Origin of the sequence: Bradyrhizobium sp. WYCCWR 12699 (assembly GCF_032144035.1) — a bacterium.
Classification (GTDB): domain Bacteria; phylum Pseudomonadota; class Alphaproteobacteria; order Rhizobiales; family Xanthobacteraceae; genus Bradyrhizobium.
This window is the reverse complement of the sequence record NZ_JAVTJN010000003.1, coordinates 251,449-269,016: the sequence shown is the minus strand read 5'-3', so window position 1 is coordinate 269,016 and position 17,568 is coordinate 251,449. Positions and strand designations below refer to the sequence as shown.

15 protein-coding genes and 2 pseudogenes are annotated in these 17,568 nt (G+C 56.2%); 10 read left to right on the top strand and 7 right to left on the bottom strand.

What is annotated here, in order from left to right; all coding sequences use genetic code 11:
* The first annotated feature begins 32 nt into the window (after nucleotides 1-32).
* The 3 genes and pseudogenes from RPS27_RS03325 to RPS27_RS03315 all read left to right on the top strand — a co-directional run bounded on the left by RPS27_RS03325 (nucleotide 33) and on the right by RPS27_RS03315 (nucleotide 3,416).
* Nucleotides 33-1,138: pseudogene (locus RPS27_RS03325) on the top strand (IS630 family transposase).
* Nucleotides 1,139-1,748: 610 nt separating this feature from the next.
* Complete coding sequence (locus RPS27_RS03320; protein WP_128929975.1) at nucleotides 1,749-3,080, top strand: type II toxin-antitoxin system HipA family toxin; 1,332 nt, start codon at nucleotides 1,749-1,751, stop codon at nucleotides 3,078-3,080.
* 9 nt (nucleotides 3,081-3,089) lie between these two features.
* Nucleotides 3,090-3,416, top strand: coding sequence for a helix-turn-helix domain-containing protein (locus RPS27_RS03315; RefSeq protein ID WP_128929976.1), 327 nt, complete (start codon nucleotides 3,090-3,092; stop codon nucleotides 3,414-3,416).
* 647 nt (nucleotides 3,417-4,063) lie between these two features.
* Here RPS27_RS03315 and leuD (RPS27_RS03310) read toward each other — a convergent pair.
* From leuD (RPS27_RS03310) to RPS27_RS39595, 4 genes and pseudogenes are all read right to left on the bottom strand, one after another.
* Nucleotides 4,064-4,698 (bottom strand): annotated as a pseudogene (gene leuD / locus RPS27_RS03310) (3-isopropylmalate dehydratase small subunit).
* A 9-nt stretch (nucleotides 4,699-4,707) separates the two neighbouring features.
* Entirely contained in the window at nucleotides 4,708-6,120 is a 1,413-nt protein-coding gene (leuC, locus tag RPS27_RS03305; RefSeq protein ID WP_128929977.1) for a 3-isopropylmalate dehydratase large subunit, read from the bottom strand.
* Between the two features lie 171 nt (nucleotides 6,121-6,291).
* Nucleotides 6,292-7,071 (bottom strand): HpcH/HpaI aldolase/citrate lyase family protein, encoded by a 780-nt coding sequence (locus RPS27_RS03300; RefSeq protein WP_206733115.1) that lies wholly within the window; start codon nucleotides 7,069-7,071, stop codon nucleotides 6,292-6,294.
* 281 nt (nucleotides 7,072-7,352) lie between these two features.
* Complete coding sequence (locus RPS27_RS39595) at nucleotides 7,353-7,727, bottom strand: helix-turn-helix transcriptional regulator (protein ID WP_164933582.1); 375 nt, start codon at nucleotides 7,725-7,727, stop codon at nucleotides 7,353-7,355.
* Between the two features lie 151 nt (nucleotides 7,728-7,878).
* Between RPS27_RS39595 and gcvA the strand changes: the two genes are divergently transcribed.
* From gcvA to RPS27_RS03265, 6 genes are all read left to right on the top strand, one after another.
* Entirely contained in the window at nucleotides 7,879-8,754 is an 876-nt protein-coding gene (gcvA, locus tag RPS27_RS03290) for a transcriptional regulator GcvA (RefSeq protein ID WP_128929980.1), read from the top strand.
* Nucleotides 8,755-9,024: 270 nt separating this feature from the next.
* The gene (locus tag RPS27_RS03285) at nucleotides 9,025-10,095 is read left to right on the top strand and encodes an ABC transporter substrate-binding protein (protein ID WP_128929981.1); all 1,071 of its coding nucleotides are present in this window, start codon (nucleotides 9,025-9,027) and stop codon (nucleotides 10,093-10,095) included.
* A 240-nt stretch (nucleotides 10,096-10,335) separates the two neighbouring features.
* Nucleotides 10,336-11,208, top strand: a complete 873-nt coding sequence (locus tag RPS27_RS03280; RefSeq protein WP_128955133.1) for a branched-chain amino acid ABC transporter permease — start codon at nucleotides 10,336-10,338, stop codon at nucleotides 11,206-11,208.
* 61 nt (nucleotides 11,209-11,269) lie between these two features.
* Nucleotides 11,270-12,214: a branched-chain amino acid ABC transporter permease gene (locus RPS27_RS03275; protein ID WP_206733114.1), complete on the top strand. Its 945-nt coding sequence runs from the start codon at nucleotides 11,270-11,272 to the stop codon at nucleotides 12,212-12,214.
* The gene (locus RPS27_RS03270; RefSeq protein ID WP_128929984.1) at nucleotides 12,211-12,966 is read left to right on the top strand and encodes an ABC transporter ATP-binding protein; all 756 of its coding nucleotides are present in this window, start codon (nucleotides 12,211-12,213) and stop codon (nucleotides 12,964-12,966) included. Before RPS27_RS03275 ends, RPS27_RS03270 begins: the two co-directional genes overlap by 4 nt.
* A complete protein-coding gene (locus tag RPS27_RS03265; protein ID WP_128929985.1) occupies nucleotides 12,959-13,666 on the top strand; it encodes an ABC transporter ATP-binding protein in 708 nt (235 codons plus the stop codon). Before RPS27_RS03270 ends, RPS27_RS03265 begins: the two co-directional genes overlap by 8 nt.
* Before the next feature lie 54 nt (nucleotides 13,667-13,720).
* Here the strand turns inward: RPS27_RS03265 and RPS27_RS03260 are convergent, their stop codons facing one another.
* Together RPS27_RS03260 and RPS27_RS03255 are read right to left on the bottom strand one after the other, a co-directional pair.
* Complete coding sequence (locus tag RPS27_RS03260) at nucleotides 13,721-14,500, bottom strand: SDR family NAD(P)-dependent oxidoreductase (protein ID WP_128955134.1); 780 nt, start codon at nucleotides 14,498-14,500, stop codon at nucleotides 13,721-13,723.
* Nucleotides 14,501-14,572: 72 nt separating this feature from the next.
* On the bottom strand, nucleotides 14,573-15,475 hold the full coding sequence (locus RPS27_RS03255) for an oxaloacetate decarboxylase (protein ID WP_128929987.1): 903 nt from the start codon (nucleotides 15,473-15,475) through the stop codon (nucleotides 14,573-14,575).
* A gap of 594 nt (nucleotides 15,476-16,069) precedes the next feature.
* On the opposite strand from RPS27_RS03255, the gene RPS27_RS03250 reads away from it, so the two are divergent.
* Nucleotides 16,070-16,894: an SDR family NAD(P)-dependent oxidoreductase gene (locus RPS27_RS03250; protein ID WP_128929988.1), complete on the top strand. Its 825-nt coding sequence runs from the start codon at nucleotides 16,070-16,072 to the stop codon at nucleotides 16,892-16,894.
* Between the two features lie 38 nt (nucleotides 16,895-16,932).
* On the opposite strand, the gene leuD (RPS27_RS03245) is transcribed toward RPS27_RS03250, so the two are convergent.
* Nucleotides 16,933-17,565, bottom strand: a complete 633-nt coding sequence (gene leuD, locus RPS27_RS03245) for a 3-isopropylmalate dehydratase small subunit (protein WP_128929989.1) — start codon at nucleotides 17,563-17,565, stop codon at nucleotides 16,933-16,935.
* Nucleotides 17,566-17,568: the final 3 nt, after the last annotated feature.

The window sequence follows — 17,568 nt, the reverse complement described above, 5'->3', positions numbered from 1 at the left end:
GATGGCTCGAATCTTTGTAGAGGAGAGCGCTTGTGGGGAATGCAGGTGTGAGAGGCCGGCCGATCGCGCCGTTAGTGCTCAGTCCGCAGGAGCGCACGTACCTAGAGAGGCAAGTTCGTCGTCATCGTGTCGCGCGGTGCTATCTGAGCGATGCCGCGCGATCCTGCGATGTGCGGATGGCCTGCCAAGCAAGTCTGTGGCTGCTGAACTCGGCATCCATGAACACACCGTTGGCAAGTGGCGCCGTCGGTTTTTTTAGAAGGATCGCTGTGATGGCCTGCTTGATGAAGCCCGCCCGAGCCGCCCTCGCACCATCGACGACGATCAGGTTGCTGAGGTAATCGAGCGGACATTGCGTACGACGCCGGCCGACGCGACGCACTGGTTGATCCGCTCGATGGCTGCGGAAACTGGCTTTTCCCACACCACGATCCGCCGAATGTGGTCGGCGTTCAGCTTGCAACCGCACCGTAGCCAGACATTCAAGTTGTCGAGCGATCCACTGTTCGTCGACAAGGTACATTGTCGGCCTTTATCTATCCCCACCGAACCGAGCCGTTGTCCTCAGCGTTGATGAGAAAGCCAGATCCTGGCACTCGATCGCGAGCAGCCGGTCTTGCCGATGATGCCTGGGATGCCAGAACGTCGCACGCACAGTTATGTGCGACATGGCACGACCACACTGTTTGCCGCGCTCGATGTCGCTTCCGGCTTTGTCATTGGCAAATGCTACAAGCGTCATCGGGCGGTCGAGTTCTTGAAGTTCCTCAAGGAAATCGACGCTCAAATCCCCGAGGGGCTTGCGGTCCACATCGTCATGGACAACTACGCCACCCACAAGACACCTAAGATCAAGGCGTGGCTCGCTCGCCGGCCGCACAACCATGTCCACTTTACGCCGACTTCCGCGTCATGGATCAATCAGAACGAGCGCTGGTTCGCTGAACTCACCAGAAAGCAGATCCAGCGAGGTGTTCACACCTCCGTCAGACAGCTCGAGGCCGACATCCGTACCTTCATCGAACTGCACAACAATAACCCGAGGCCCTTCAAATGGACCAAGTCTGCAGACCAGATCTTGGCTTCCGTCAAACGCTTCTGCCACAAAGCCCAGCAGACTTTATGCGGCGAACTTTAGATTCACGTGACTAGGGGGGCGTGCGCATTAATCCTCGTTGATGTGCGGCTCGTTCCTATTTCGAAGCCTTTATGTAACGGCAGCAAATGTCGCGCAGCTTTCGCGGAATCGAGCAGTCTTGCACGATAGTGAGAAGCGGGCCGTGGTGAGATCGGGGACCGTACATGCATGCGCCCGGGAAGACCACAGTTTGGATCGGGATAGCGCGCATCTCGTCGTACGAGTGCCGCTTACTCAGTTGATGGTAAAAGTCCGTTCGGGCTTTTGATGTTTGAGCGTGCGACGCTCCATCATAACAGCCAGCCTTTGCGCTTTTTAGGTCTTGCCGAAGGAGGCGCCCTCTGGGTCCTCTGGCCGGGTCCGCTCTTCAGCATGAAGCCCATCAGAATGAGAGCTGAATACAGGGCTGCGCCGTCACCGCACTTGATCGCGGGGCGAGCATCTCTGAGGGGCCGCTCAGTCCGTGGTGGCGGCGCAAAGATCCGGCAGGCCAAAAGCATGATGGGCAACGACTGCAGTGTCCGAACGGATCCTCCGCTATTAATACTTCCATTATAATGGGTTGATTCTTGAGCTCACCTGCCATATACATCCCTAAAGGGATTTGTAAATGGACCTGACTGTAGAAACTTTCATAGAAGGCACGTGGCACGAGGCGGCCATTGTCAACTTGGAAGCCCCCGAAAAGGGCTACACGACGCCTTCCAGAACTAGCTACGAAATGGGCTATTTTGCCAAGTTCGGCGCCATTCCATTTGCGGAAGACCGTCCCCTTAAAGGCGTACATGCTTACTCGATCAACGCCCCAGTCGATCTGGTGGATCGCGCAGCAAGCACCTGGCCAGCTTTTCTACTGGACCTAATTCCTCAAGGTCACCACGCCGAGAGGATCGCGCGATTTCTGAACCTTCCGGTCGAGGCGCCTTCTACCCAAGTCCATCTTCTCATGAGAGCTGCGAGTTCTCCCGTCGGCAATATTCGCATCAAAGAAGCATATGATCAGGAGGTCGAACGTCTTCAGGACATATCGGTCGCGGGAATCACTATGGAAGAAATTCTCGATCGGAGCGATGCGTTTCTCGAAGTTGCTGATCGCTTTTCCTTGCTTGCCTCGGGTTCGAGTGGGCTGCAAGGTGACTGGCCCAAGGTGTCACTGACTCGCTCCCGAGACGGACTTTGGTATCCGAATTCGATGGTCCCGGACGCGGACGCCCTCGAATTTATCATCGTAAAGCTTCTGCGTAGTGATGAGCCGGTGGATCAGCGGATCCTGGAGTCTGAATCGGGCTATTCGGTGGTCGCAAAAGAGTTTGGCGTCAACGTCGAACGCACGAGCACCTACGGCAATGGTGTGCTTGTCATTCCACGGTTTGACCGCAGGGTGACGTCGGGTGGTCTAATCCGCTACGGACAAGAGAGTCTGGTCTCTGCGATTGGCGTTGCGGAGTTTGCATTTCAGAGCAGGCACGAAACTTATCTGAAAACAATCCAACAGGTCTCGTCGTGTCCGCTGGAGGACACGACGGAGTATCTGCTGCGAGATGTCTTGAACCTGGCTATGGGCAATCCCGATAATCATGGTCGAAACGCCGCGCTTAGAAAATTCCCGGATGGAAGCATACGTCTCGCCCCCTTGTTCGATTTCGCACCAATGAAGATCGCGACAGCGGGCATCGTCCGTTCCACAAGGTGGGGGTGCATGCTCGATGGTGGAGGACAGGACACCAATCCTGATTGGAGGCTCGTCTGTGAGACAGTTTCTAGCCCCAAGGTGCCCGCCCACAAATTGATGTCCGCTTTGGCAGCTAAGGAAGATCTTCTCCGGGCCCTTCCAGAGATTGCAAGAAAGTGCGGCGTGCCGGTCTCCGTCGTGACGAATGCAATCATTCGCAACGAAGATATGGCGAACGGTGTTGCCAAACTGCGCAATGTGACAGATTAGGCGAGCCTCATGGCCAGATGGCGTAAACCTACGAAAGAGGAGATCCGAGATCGTCGCGCCGCAATTGCAGCCAAAGCGCGCGCGGGTACTCTCCGCTTGCCGGAGGCTGTCGCCGAGATGCGTCAAGCCCTCGGGCTCACCCAGATTGAGTTCGCCCGACTGTTTAAGCTGACACCGCGCCAAGTCGCCGACATTGAAAGAGGAGCGGCCAATCCTACTGCGCAAACGCTAGACAAAATAGGTCGCGCATTCGGTTTCCAAATCGGCTTTATTCCGATCGCTGCTGGGGCGACAACGGCCTCTCGCGAAGATGAGAAATCTGCCGGGCCACATTGATGATGAGCGCGTCTCGAACCGAATAGATTCTTCCGAATGGCCATTCGTGAGGAATCTCTTTGGCGTGTTCGCAAACGGTCCGTAATGCTCTGGAGTTTTGAGGAGGCGCAAATCCGGTACGCTGGTCTATTTCAAGATGACACTGCCGGTGTGCCGGGCGAGCCCTTGGCCGACCAAAGGAGCGACGCTGATCGCAAAAAACAGCGGCAAGAGGTTGCGTCGAAGTGCAATTCTGCGAGATCTTGGCCTCTTTTCATCCACCTTGGTCGCCTTCGAACATCTTCGGCCGGTCGGCTTCCCCGTGGCGTTGCTGCAAGATCTTCGTTCAAACTTGACTGGAGGACGAATGTCTTGAACTGAAGAACTGACCTCGTACCCAGGAGGACAATGTCATAATCTTGAGCCGTGGGGTTCACAAACAAAGACAGCGCTCCATATCCCCAGCGAAAGTCGCGAGGCTTTTCGCATAGGAGAGAAGCCGAGCCCGGGCTGGATGCGCGTTAAACCCAAGCTCGCTCCAAGAGATTCGTATCATCAAATGTCGTGGAATGCGTAACCATTTGCGTCTTTTCGTTTCCGCTAGCGTTCACCGGACGACAGAGCCTTGAATTGCCAAGGCTCCCACCACGAAACTGACGTCATCAGCTCTACGGCGATCGGCCAAAAGATGACGTGGGGCGACGCATCCATGGCCGCGCGACCCCGTCGAAGGCCTCGAATGCGTCGATATCGCTGACATAACGCAGCGTCAGCTGGATATCGTCGAGCCCTTCAAGCAATGCTGTCCGACGCGAAGGCGACACGACAAACGGTATCGATAGCGAACACGACATCCTGATCTCACATCGCTCAAGATCGACCTTAATTTCACGCCCGGGGTCTTTCGCAAGCGCGCCTAGGATTTGCTCATAGTCGGCTTTGGGCAATGTGATCGGAAGAACGCCATTCTTGAAGCAGTTCTCGAAGAATATTTCCCCGAAGCTCTCGCGATAACGCAGCGAATACCAAATTGCTTCAGCGCCCAGACTGCTGCTTCTCGCGAGCTGCCGCAGCCAAAGTTATCGCCTGCCACGAGGATCGAGCTGCTCCGAAATGGCGGAATATTCAGCACAAAGTCGGCGCGTTCGGATCCGTCGTCCTGAAATCGGCTGTTGGCGAACAGGGCCTTACCCAAATTAGCGTTCGCAGAACGCATGAAGCGGGCAGGGATAATTGCATCTGTATCAATATTCGGGTCCGCCAGCACTGCGGCGACACCTTCCAACGTCACAAACTTTTCCATTTGCCGCCTCTATGCGTGCGCGAGCTTGCGAACGTCGGTGATGACACCCGTCACGGCGGCCGCCGCCACCGATGCCGGACTTGCAAGATGCGTGCGGCTATTTGGTCCTTGGCGATGCTCGAAGTTGCGATTAGAGGTCGCCATGCAGCGCTCACCTGGCGCGACTTGGTCGTCGTTGATCCCCAGACACATTGAACACCCGGCCTCTCTCCAGTCGAAGCCTGCATCGAGAAATACTTTGTTTAGACCGAGGGCCTCAGCCGCGCGCTTGACCGACGTCGATCCAGGCACAACCAGCGCCCGCACGCCTTTGGCGACCTTGCGCCCCTTGACGATGGCCGCTGCCGCCTGAAGGTCCGATAGGCGGCTGTTGGTGCAGGATCCAATGAAGGCGACGTTGATCGGAATGCCTTCAAGAGGCTGATTAGGTTTGAGGCCGATATAGTGCAGCGCCTGCTCCGCCATGGCGCGACGGACAGGATCGCCAATCAACACGGGATCTGGGATGTTTTCGTCGATACCTACGACATCGCCAGGTGTTGTCCCCCACGTCACCTGGGGGGCAATCTCGCTACAGTTAACCCTGATTTCCTTGTCGAAGAGAGCTTGCTCGTCTGTGTTAAGAGTGCGCCACTGATCTAATGCGGCCTGCCAATGCGCACCTTTGGGAGCATAGTCGCGGCCAGCGATATATTCATACGTGGTATCGTCCGGCCCGATCATGCCAGCACGTCCACCAAATTCAATGGACATGTTGCAGATCGTCATCCTGCCTTCCATGGACATCGCACGAATGACGGGTCCGCAATATTCGATGGCATATCCGCGCGCCGCCTGTGTTCCCTCTTTGCCGATCAAGTAAAGTATGAGGTCCTTGGCACAGACATCCTTTCCCAGACGTCCGGCGAACGTCACCCGTAGCGCCTTTGGCTTGCGCTGAAGTACGGTTTGGGTTGCTAGAACGTGCTCGACATCGCTTGTGCCAAAACCCCACGCATAGGCACCGAGCGCGCCATTTGTTGGTGTATGGCTGTCTGCGCAAACAACAGTCATCCCTGGCGTGATAAGCCCGAGCTCCGGCGCCACGACGTGTTCGATACCCTGCCTGGCATCAGCCAAGTCAAACAGCTCAATTCCGTGTTCGCTGCAGTTCCGTTCCATCAAGGTGATTAGCTCGCGCCCCTCGGGGTTCGAATCGACCGTGCGCCCAGGACGTGTCGAAACGATGTGATCCGTGACACCGAAAGTGAGATCAGGTCGACGCACAGATCGCGAGGCGCGCCGTAGCCCATCAAATGCTTGTCCGCTCGCCGATTCCTGGATGATGTGGCGATCGACATAGAGCAAGAAGACGCCGTCACCCATTTCCCGGATGACATGACTGTTCCAGATCTTTTCAAAGATAGACCGCGGTTGGATCATGTTACACCATGGCCGAGTTGCTCCCACGCTAAGAGCGGGTAGGCTTCACGCCAATTGCGTGATCGGCGACACCGGTCTTGATGCAGGAGGAGCTCGTCGACTAGTAAGAAATTGCAATTTCGAGCGGATGAGGGCTTATGGTCCGGTCGCCCACTTTTTGATATTTAGTCCTTACCCCTTCAGGCCCGATGCACCGGTAACACGGGACGGCTCTCGACTGAGCAGTCGAAACTTCTCAACCCAAGACTTGGCCTGGAACGCCAATGCGCGAGCGTCAGTGGAAAGCGTGACGAATCGAAAGCCACGCGTGACCATGCGCCACGCTTGTTCGGGACCAGGTGCGAAAATGCCTGCAATCAGACCCTTCTTAATGCACCCCTTCAAAACGCGATCGATGGCAGCGTCCACCTCGGTATCAAACTCCTCCAGCTGCGGCTTCCTGTTCAGGGACAGCGAGAGATCGCCTGGTCCGATATAGACACCATCCAGACCTGGCACATCAAGAATACTCTCGATGTTGGCGACGGCTTCAGCGGTTTCAATCATAGCGATGACGCTGAGCTCCCGGTTCGCATGCGCAGCATAGTCCTCGCCATAGGCCGTCGCCGCACGGACGGGGCCTAAGCTGCGCTGGCCCATCGGTGGATATTTGCAATATTGGACGAGGCGCTCAGCGTCCGCTGCCGTGTTGACCATAGGGCATGTCACACCAAGAGCACCTGCATCAAGCGCTTTCATGATGATTGCCGGGTCGAGCCAGGGGATGCGTACCAACGGGAGCACGTCCACGGCCGTAATGGCTTGTAGCATCGCGACGGCGGCATCGTACCCGATGAGACCATGCTGCAGGTCAAGCGTGATTACGTCGAAGCCTTGTCGAGCATAAAGTTCTGCCGAAAACGCATCGGGGATCGCGCAATAGCCGTTCAGTAAATGGCCATTTTCGGCCATGCGGCGATTTAGTCCTCGAAAGGGGGCCATAAGGAAGCTTTCTTTGCTGTGAATATGACGACTGGCCTCGATATCCTGTTGACGGCTGCTGGCATCGGAATGTCGTCGACGCCGCGCGCAACAAGTACACCACTGACCGCGTGATCACTTGACTGCTCCGATTGCGCCGGCAACCGCGCCTTGTTGTGCGCCGGAGCGGATTAGACCCTCAAGAACTCTAGACAAGCTTTTGCAAAAGGTCTGTCGCCAGTGGCGAACTTCTCATGCGCTCGATTTGCCAGCTAGCTGGTGGCTACCGCAACATAGCGCTTTGGCGTCACGCCGTGGACACGCTTGAAGTGCTTCGTGAAGTGACTTTGGTCAACGAAACCGACCTCGTAAGCTACTTGTGCCGCTGGCTCTCCCTGAAGAAGAAGATCAGCGCCGCGCGCGACGCGCCGTTTTATCAGATAGGCATGGGGCGTTACTCCCAAATCTCTTCGGAATGCCCTAATCAGTTGAAAGATACTTGCGCCCGTCTGACGCTCAAGATCGCGAAGCGTAATCCTGATCTCAGGGCTCTTCTTAATAAACGCGAGCGCAACTTCTGTAATGCTTCCGTCAGGGTCGCCGGGCGGAGCAGAGAATGCGTCTGCCGATACGACTGCCGTTTCCATCCCACAAGTCATGTCCAACTCTTGCTGCAGTGGACGAGTTTCATCGCGGGGCTGAGGATGAAGGCGATCAGCATGCCGCGCAAAGCAAGTTAACTGATGACTTGCATGAGTTTTTGCGATATAAGCGAAAACCTAGGGAGAATAATGGGTTATGGGCCAATACTTGCCCATGAATGCGCTACGAGCCTTCGATGCTGCGGCGCGTCATGGCAATTTCAGTCGAGCGGCGGAAGAGCTTTGCATTACCCAAGGGGCCGTCAGCAGGCATATCGCGGTACTTGAGACCCACCTCGGAATAAAGTTATTTGTTCGTAAGCATCGTCGCATCGAACTGACGGAAGAGGCTCGACGATATCATAAGCGGCTTCAGGTTGCGTTTGACGAGATAAGGTCCGCGACGTCCGAGATCTGCGCGTCGTCAAAACACAATGTCCTAAAGCTTAGGTGTTTACCCACCTTTGCCATGCGCTGGTTGATCCCTCGCCTCGCGAGGTTTCGCGAGCAATATCCGCAGGTGGAAATTCAGGTCTCAACCTCACAACAATCCCCTGCCAATTTTGAAGCGCAAGGCATCGATGCCTCGATCGAGTACGGATTGGGCCAGTGGCCTGGGCTCGAGGCCAAACATCTGTTCGACGAACTGCTCATCGTCGTATGCGGCCCCAAGCTTGCGAATGGAATGCCGGTCCCGCGCTATCCGCACGAACTCGATCATCACGTTCTTCTCCATTCCTTGCAGCGCCCGGATTTTTGGCGGCAATGGCTCCAGACTGCAGGCGCGCCGCAGGTCCCGGCCAACACGGGCCTACGATTTGAAAACTCGGGGCTCGCGTGCCAAGCAGCTATCGACGGCCTTGGTATTGCAATTGTGCATCTTCCCTTGATTGAAAGGGATCTCGAAACCGGCCGACTGATCGCACCGTTCAATCTCATTGTCCGCAACCAGATGGCATTCTATCTCGCTTATCCAACCGAAAAGAGCGATTTGCCGGCACTTGTCGCGTTCCGCGCAATGGCTGCTCGGTGAGGCGGCGGCAACCGTCAGATCCATCGATCTGAAATGGACGGGAAAGAAGCGACTCTCAGCCCCGGACATGGACCTTGTGACATCCGCGTAATATAGCGTGAGCAGCCCTTAACTGGTCTGCCCTCCGCGACCTGCGACTAACAGTCCCGGCGTCCCGCAAGATTATACAAGAATGCACTCCTCTAATGCCCTCTATCTGGGCCGAACGATGGGCGCAGTCGTCGCCTTGCTTGCGGCGCATGGCGGTGCACAAATAGGGGGACGGAAACAATGAAGCGCTTCAGCTTGCTGGCCTTCGCGGCGGTTCTTGCCTCACTGTCCATTTCTACAGATGCGCATTCTGCCGAGGTCAAGATCGGCATCATCGGCTCTTTTAGCGGCCCCTATGCCGAGTGGGGCGTCCAATTCAAACGAGCCGTTGACCTCTATGTCGAGAAGCACGGAGGAAAGCTTGGAGGCCACACCGTTGAGGTCCTCTATCGTGATTCTGGCGGCCCAAATCCCGCTCGAGCGAAACAACTCGCTCAAGAGCTGATCACCCGAGAGGGGGTACAATTTCTCGGCGGTATGGACTTCACGCCTAACGCGGTAGCCGTTGCCGATGTTGTGACGCAAGCGAAAATTCCCTTCGTCATTTTCAACGCAAATACCGCAGATACCACACGTAAATCGCCATATTTTTTAAGAGTGGGCTGCACCATCTGGCAATTGGCGTATGGCATCACGCGCTATGCTATTGATCAGGGCAAGAAGAAAGCTGTTGTCTTTGCCGTCGACTACGCCCCCGGTCACGACGCAATTGCAGCTTATGATGCCAATTACGGCAAGCTCGGCGGCAAGATCGTCGATGTCGTAAAGGTGCCTTTGGATACAACTGACTTCTCCAGCTACTTCCAGCGGCTGCAGGACGCGAACGCTGACGTTCTATTTACGTTCGTCCCGAACGGGCCCATCTCCGTTGCACTGTTCAAAGGGTATTTCGAGCGCGGCTTGGCACAACGGGGCTTGCAGTACTTTGGCCTCGGTGAAACCGAGGAGGCACCCCTCGCGGCATTGGGACAAACCGGCGAACTGGCCATCGGTGTATATTCCTCTCTCTTTTATGGTCCTCATTCGCCAGAAAGCACCGCGAATAAGGAGTTCGTCAATGCGCTGGAAGCAAAATACGGGAAGGGCGCCATACCTAATATCGGGACCGTTGAGGCGTGGGACGGCATACACCTGATCGCCCATATGACCGAAGCAACCGACGGGAAACTTGATGGTGAAAAAGCCTTGGCGGCCGCCAAAGGGTACTCCTGGGAGAGCCCGCGCGGATCGATCCGGTCGAACGGGACCTGATCCAAAACGTCTATATCCGAAAGGTCGAGAAGATCGACGGCGTCCTCGTAAATAAACAGGTCGCCGTAATTCCGAATCTCAAAGATCCCTGGAAGGAGGCCAATCCTGCCTCGCGCTGACGACGTTTAGGCGCGCGAAAATAGGGGAGTAGAATCAGGCCGCATGACTCCAGGCCAATGCGGCGGGACGTAATGGCCATTGGCAGCATGCTTGTGATGCAGGCGGTGTTTGAGGGATCAAGTGAATAGCTACTGGACGACGGGTATATCGCTTTTGATCGACGGCCTGTCCTTCGGGATGATCCTCTTTCTGATCTCCTCTGGCCTGACGATCACGCTCGGCGTGATGCGTCTTCTAAACATTGCACATTGTGGTTTCGCCATGATCGGCGGTTACACTGCACTCTCGCTCGTCAATCATTTTGGCCTGGGTTTGCTCGCCGCGCTTCCGATTGCTGTTGCAATCACGGCGATACTCGGGGCCATTCTTGAACGGACCGTATATCGATGGATCTATGAGACGAGTGCTCTCGGTCAAATCCTGATGACAATTGGCCTCACATTCATAATGATCGCCTCGATCAACGCCGGTTATGGCTCGCTGACGCATACATTACCAACGCCTGAATTCCTGGCGGGAGCATGGCATTTTGAAGAGATATCGATTTCTGCTTACCGTAGCTTTCTTTCAATCGTCAGCCTGACAATCGCAGGCCTGATTTGGTACGTCATCGAACAGACCGATTTTGGCGCCCGCTTGCGCGCCTCCGTCGATAATCCGCGCATGGCTCGCTGTGTCGGGATCAATGTGCGGCGGGTGTTCGCTCAGACCTTCGTTGCTGGGTGCGCGTTAGCGGCCATAGCCGGCGTACTTGGAACGCAGATGCTGCCGCTGCAGCCATACTATGCCACGAACTATATGGTCATGGTTTTGATCGTCGTTGCGGTTGGCGGCTTTGGCAGTCTCAAAGGATCGCTTATCGCCGCGCTCGGCTATAGCATCTTCGATACCTATTTTCGCTATCTCTTTCCGGCGGCCGGCGCTTTCGGCATCTACATTCTTCTGGCCCTCATTCTGTCCATTCGACCTTTTGGGCTTTATGGCCGTGCTTAAGGTAACTCCCTCAAAGGACACACCTAAACGGGACATCGCCGCGTCCTTTGGATCCCACCGCTTGGGACTTAGCGATGCGCTGGTGTGGGCGCTTGCAATTTTCGCTTATTTCTTCTTGGGCGCCTATCACCAGCTCGGCACCCAAGTCATCATCATGATCATCTTGGCTCTGTCGCTCGATCTCGCCATCGGTTACTCTGGAATCGAAAGTTTAGGTCATGCCGTCTTTTTTGGTATCGGAGCCTACGCCGCCGCCCTTTTTGCGCTCAATGTTTTATCTGAACCCTTGACCGGCCTTGTGGTAGGAGGGCTAGCTGCCGGCGCGTTCGGCTTCGTCACGGGTTTGCTGGTTCTTCGTGTTCGCGGCTTGACTCAAGTCATCCTCACGATCGCCATTGGTGCCGTCGTCCTCCAAGTTGCGACAACCTGGAAATCAGTAACGGGCGGAGATGATGGCCTTGCGGGGTATCAGGTCGCACCCATCTTGGGACGTTACTCGTTCGACCTCTATGGCCATACTGCCTATCTCTATTCGCTTTGCGTGCTGGCCTTCGTGTTTGCCCTTGCCCGGATCTTGGTAAACTCGCCATTTGGATATGTTCTGCGTGGGATACGCGACAACGACCAACGCATGCGCATGCTAGGCGTACCGGTCGCCGCACGGTTGCTTCTCATCTATTCGATTTCGGCAGCAATAGCGGGTGTGGCCGGTGCAATTTCCGCACAAGTCACCGGGCTTGTCGCAACCGACTCACTCTCATTCCTGCTATCCGGAAACGTCCTCATCATGTTGCTAATCGGCGGGATGGGGCGCCTGACCGGCGCATTCATTGGGGGCATTATTTTCGTCATTTTTTCTGATCGGGCCGCGGCGATAGACCCCTTCAATTGGTTGTTTATGCTGGGTGGACTCCTCATTCTCGCCGTCAGGTTTACACCTCAAGGCGTTGGTCCCTGGATTGATCGTATGGGTGGCTATCTCCTCGATCGCAGGCGGAAACCATGAATGATACGGTCCTCGAAATCGTCGGTCTGCACAAAAGCTTCGGTGCTCTCGCCGTCACGCGTAATATCAACTTCCGCCTTGAGATTGGTGCAAGACACGCTCTGATTGGTCCGAATGGCGCAGGAAAGACCACCCTTGTAAATCTCATCACGGGAGCGTTGGCTCCATCCTCTGGGTCGATCCGACTTGAAGGACGTGACATCACACGGTATTCGCCGCAACGCCGAGTCTCTCTGGGGCTCGCGCGAACGTTTCAAATAAACTCGCTATTCCCGTCCATGACGGTGGTCGAAAATATTGCCCTCGCGGTCGTTGCAAATATGCATATCGACGCAAAACTGTGGGGCGCGCTCAATAGGCGCAAGCAGGTTCTGATCGAACTCGAGCGGCTCCTAGACGTTTTTAACCTCAGTGGTTCGGCATGCCAATTGATTTCCAATCTCGCATATGGTCAACGGCGGCTCGTTGAGCTCGCGCTGGCGCTGGCTCTCAAGCCAAAGGTGCTCATTCTCGACGAACCTGCTGCTGGCTTGCCGAAAGAAGACAGCGGAAAACTTTCGGAATTGCTGCGGCGGTTGCCCGCCGACCTCGCAGTCATCGTCATCGAGCACGACATGCAGATCGTTTTTGGTTTCGCTGACCGTATCACGGTGTTGGCAGAGGGAAGCGTGCTGACGCAGGGAACCCCGTCCGAGATTCGAGCAGATGCTAAGGTACGAGAGGTTTACCTCGGACAGGCGCGCAATGACTGATTTGCTGAGACTGGAAGCTGTCACCGCAGGATATGGCTATGGCGCCGCGGCTATTGAAAACGTGGCTCTTTCGCTCCCGAGAGGGTCGTCATTGGCCGTGTTGGGACGCAATGGTGTCGGCAAGACGTCCCTGCTTGCGACCATTATGGGCCTAACGCAAATGGCCTCCGGCAAGATCACATTTGACGGCGGCGAGATCGGAGGCATCGATACCTACGAGCGGGCTCGCCTGGGCCTCGGTTACGTGCCTCAGGAACGAGAGATCTTTCCTTCCCTGACGGTAGAGGAAAACCTTTCCGTTGCAAGGGTTGATCGGGGAAAGTGGAACATTGAATCCGTGTTTGAGCTATTCCCCCGGCTTGCTGAGCGACGGCAGAACTTCGGAAATCATTTGTCGGGTGGAGAGCAGCAGATGCTGGCTGTCGGCCGAGCGCTCGTCAGCAATCCCGCTTTGCTTATTCTCGACGAGCCGTTCGAAGGATTGGCTCCGGTCATTGTTGACCAGCTTGTGGAAGCGCTCAAACGCATCAGAAAAGAAAGCGATATGACGTTTATCCTCGTAGAACACCATGTTGATCTAGCGCTGTCACTAACGGTCCAGGCCCTAATTCTGGATCGAGGCCAAGTGGTTTGGAACGGCAAAAGCAACGATCTGGCGGGCAATAAGTCCGTTCTATCGAGCCTCGTTGGCATCAGCTAGGGAGGTAGACGACCTCCGATTACATACCTACCGGCAACGATACCAGTGCCGAGGTTACGGTACGGGACAATTGCCTCCATCGACATTAATGGCTGTTCCCGTTACGAACGAGGCTAGGTCCGAGGCTAGAAAGCAGGCCACATTCGCAACCTCGGTCACAGTTCCAAGCCGACCGAGACGCACGCTCTTTCCTTTCTGCAAAACGAAGTCTTCGTAGCTCGCTTGCGGTGCGGTGGACCGGTGCATTCGTTTCCACTGGTCGGTTTCGATCGATCCAAGGCAGATGGCGTTGATAAGGACGTTATCCGGCGCGCATTCGTTAGCCAGCAGCTTCGTCATGGATAGGCCGGCCGCCCGGCTCAGCGCCGACGGAGCGGCGCCGGTACCGGCCTTTGCCGCAATGCTGAGAATATTGACAACTCGTCCCCAGCGTCTTGCTCGCATTCCAGAGAGGCAACGCTGAGTTAAGTAAAGTGCCCCTCCGACTTTCAGCATGAAATCGGACTGGAGTGCGTCCCACTCAACTCCCGATATTGGCTCGTGGGCAGCGTTGCCTGCGTTGTTAACGAGGACGTCAACATGACTGAAGTCGGGGGAGAGCCTCGACCAGGCCTGGTCAATCTGCAATTTGTTTCCGAGATCACATGAGATTCCAATCACGCGCTGACCGGTTGTGCTACTTATCTGGTCGGCGGTATCACTCACTTGTTGTTTATCTCGGGCGAGAATTGCAACAGAAGCGCCGGCCTCGGCGAACGCCAGAGCTATCGCTCGGCCAATGCCTCGGCTTCCGCCCGTTACGATTGCGGTTCGGCTTTTCAGCGAAATCTGCACTAAACTATCCTTGCTTGCTCTAGCACCGAGATTTCCATCGCAGCAGTCCGAAAATGCGGAACCGCGGACGAGTTACGTGGCGGGCGCAGAGGCCTGGGACCGGGCAACTTTGTCGAGCGCCTGCCAGTCTCGAAGTCCGACCGCCTCAGCAAAGGCCGCGCGAGCCGCCGGAAAATCGGCCAGTGCCGGGAGAGGGGACCCGTCGGCCGTGGACAACAACAACCCTGCGAGCGCGCTCGCCATCGCTTCTGTGGTCCGCAGCATCAAATAACTCGGATAAGCGATAAGATCGTAGCCCATCACAAAGAGATCTTGTGCCCGCGGCAGTTGCGCTTTCCCATCTTCAGTTAGGGCAAGCAGCTGGTGTTTCCCCCGGAAGGCACTCCCAACCGTCACGAGATCGTCATGTGCTTTCAATCCTGGAATAAATACACCATCCGCGCCCGCGGCTAAGCTGCGCTCCGCTCGCTTTAGGGCGCCATCTAGGCCAAGCGTTGTTAAGGAGTCCGTGCGGGCGATAATCAACATGTCGCCTGAACTGCGGGCATCAACAGCTGCCCGAAGCTTTGTTTCGAATTCTGCCATCGCGACAACAGCAGGAGCAGGATTATCGCCGGGTTGCTTGCTCGGGCGAGCCTGGTCCTCCAGGATCACGGCGCCAACACCAAGCGCCTCGTACGCGCGGATCATGCGAACAACGCTCTTGATGTCACCGTAGCCGTCATCGCCATCGGTGATGAAGGGTAGATCGGAGGCCGCCGCAATATCCTGAATACCGGCGACCATCTCGCCAAGCGCCGCAATGCCTAGGTCCGGCAACCCGTAACGGGCAGCAAGCATTGCCGACCCACCAATTGCAAACGCTTTGAACCCAGCCCGCCCTATCAGCCGGGCGGCAAAAGCATCTTGAGCAACCGGAAGGACGAGCGGTCGTCCGGCTTCCATGACCTTGCGCAGAGGAATACGAGCTTTCAAAAGACACCCAATGATGCGAGTACGGCAACGACGCGAGTCCGACAACCGTGAAAGCGGTTAGTGAAGGTCGCTCCAGTGCAGAAGACCATCGTTGGACTCAGCACGTTTCATAAAGCACGTGTACTATCAACCGACAGGCGCCGGCATCACTAGGAGAAAATTGCACGATGGGCTGCCCCGATAGCATTGCAATTTCTTGCTAGCGGATCAGCGCCTAAAACCCTGTACTCGCGCAAAATCCTGTGGCGACACGGCGGGCCTCAGGGCTAGTACTGCTCAAGCCAGAGGAGAACGTCGCACTCTTCTTTCATGGACGAGGTCGCATGACGAGTGGCCACCTTAGCTAGCCAAAGGGTGCGCCATGCCATAGTGCACTCAGCCAAGCGCGTGGTCTCTTGGTTCGCTGGGTCAGTGTCCGACGTGACGACATGGAGTAGATCTCGACAGGCGCCAAGGCCGGTCGAGCCTGGCCTTTTACTCAACCGAGCTCGCAAGGCACACATCTGGGCAGCTCAGACTAATGTTGCGTCCCGATGCGTGTGGCCGGTTCTGTCAACAATCCCATTCAATCGACCAGACACGGAGACTTCCACGATGACAGGACACACCAAACAGGAGCCTCGCCTGGCGGGAGGCGAAGATGCGTCCCTCCGGGGCAAGGTTGCGATCGTAACGGGCGCAAGCCGAGGCATCGGTGCTGCCATTGCGCTCGAGCTCGCGCAAGCAGGCGTCGATTCCGTTATCGTCGCCCGGGATGAGGCCATGCTCAACAGCGTTGCCGAACGCGCACGATCATTTGGAACAAGGGTAGAGGTCGTTGCTGGCGACCTGCGAAACGTGGAAACCGTTTCCTGGACGATCGACCGGGCCTTGGCCGCTTTTCAGAAGATTGATATTCTTGTCAACAACGCCGGTGCGACCACGCGGGGGCACTTCCTGGAGCTGCCCGATAGTGATTGGGAGGATGGTTTCGGCCTAAAATTCTTTGGTGCAATGCGCCTCTGTCGGGCGGCCTGGCCTACACTTGTTCAGACGAGTGGATCCGTCGTGAATATCGCCGGTGCAGGCGGCCGAACACCCGACATCTATTTCGCTATCGGTTCGCCAGTGAATGCCGCACTCAATAGTTTCAGCAAATTCCTCGCCGAGCTTGGCATTAGGGACGGCGTGAGGGTCAATTGTATCAATCCCGGCTTGGTGAGGACAGACAGATTGACAAAGCGCCTGACGCTGGAGAGCCGCGAACGACGCATCGACCCTGCCGAAATGGAATATCAGCTCAGCCGCGAGTTGCGCATTGCGCGAATCGGCGAGCCTGAGGATATCGCGGCGCTGGTTAGATTTGTCTTGTCAGATCGCGGTCGTCTCCTGCAAGGGGCTGCTATCGATGCGGATGCAGGTCTGACAAAAACGCTTTAGATTCGCCTAACCGCGCAACTCTGGTTCGTCGGCCCCACTCAGGGAGAATGCCGAGGTTCAGGTCGCGCGTATAACCAGGGCTGGCACGCTCGGCTCTTCTGCTGGAAGTCCTCAATGTCGGCGACGAATCTTAGCGTTTGACCAATCTCGTCGAGGCCCTCTAGCAGCGTTGCGCGACGGGCAGTTGGAATGTTAAAAGCGATTGTCCTGTCGTTCGGTAATTCGATGGTGCAGCTTTCGAGATCCACCGACATCGTCGGATCGTTCGTGGTCGCCAGGTGGTGATGGATCTCATCAACCTCTGCCTGCGGTAACGTGACGAGTAGCAGCCCGTTCTTGAACGAGTTTTCGTAAAAAATGTCGCCAAAGGTGGGTGCAATCACGCAGCGAATACCGAACCGTACCAGGGCCCAAACCGCGAACTCGCGGGAGCTGCCACAACCAAAATTGGCTCCCGCAACAATAACTTTGCTCTTGCGAAAGGGGGCGCGGTTCAAGATAAAGTCCGGCACCTCTTGGCCTTGCAGATCATACCGCCAGATCGCAAACAGGCCTTCCCCCGGATTGCTCTTCAAGCTGCGTTGCCAAGCGACCGAAATGATCGCGTCTGTATCGATGTTAGGGCGCGGGAAACTGGCCGCGACACCCTCGACACGTGTGTATTTCTCCATACG

What these genes read in the sequence shown, in the direction of transcription:
- RPS27_RS03320 (WP_128929975.1), top strand. Translation starts at nt 1,749, where the DNA reads ATGGACCTGACTGTAGAAACTTTCATAGAAGGCACGTGGCACGAGGCG.
- RPS27_RS03250 (WP_128929988.1), top strand. Translation starts at nt 16,070, where the DNA reads ATGACAGGACACACCAAACAGGAGCCTCGCCTGGCGGGAGGCGAAGAT.
- gcvA (WP_128929980.1), top strand. Translation starts at nt 7,879, where the DNA reads ATGGGCCAATACTTGCCCATGAATGCGCTACGAGCCTTCGATGCTGCG.
- RPS27_RS39595 (WP_164933582.1), bottom strand. Translation starts at nt 7,727, where the DNA reads ATGGAAACGGCAGTCGTATCGGCAGACGCATTCTCTGCTCCGCCCGGC.
- RPS27_RS03265 (WP_128929985.1), top strand. Translation starts at nt 12,959, where the DNA reads ATGACTGATTTGCTGAGACTGGAAGCTGTCACCGCAGGATATGGCTAT.
- leuD (WP_128929989.1), bottom strand. Translation starts at nt 17,565, where the DNA reads ATGGAGAAATACACACGTGTCGAGGGTGTCGCGGCCAGTTTCCCGCGC.
- RPS27_RS03270 (WP_128929984.1), top strand. Translation starts at nt 12,211, where the DNA reads ATGAATGATACGGTCCTCGAAATCGTCGGTCTGCACAAAAGCTTCGGT.
- RPS27_RS03315 (WP_128929976.1), top strand. Translation starts at nt 3,090, where the DNA reads ATGGCCAGATGGCGTAAACCTACGAAAGAGGAGATCCGAGATCGTCGC.
- RPS27_RS03285 (WP_128929981.1), top strand. Translation starts at nt 9,025, where the DNA reads ATGAAGCGCTTCAGCTTGCTGGCCTTCGCGGCGGTTCTTGCCTCACTG.
- leuC (WP_128929977.1), bottom strand. Translation starts at nt 6,120, where the DNA reads ATGATCCAACCGCGGTCTATCTTTGAAAAGATCTGGAACAGTCATGTC.
- RPS27_RS03300 (WP_206733115.1), bottom strand. Translation starts at nt 7,071, where the DNA reads ATGGCCGAAAATGGCCATTTACTGAACGGCTATTGCGCGATCCCCGAT.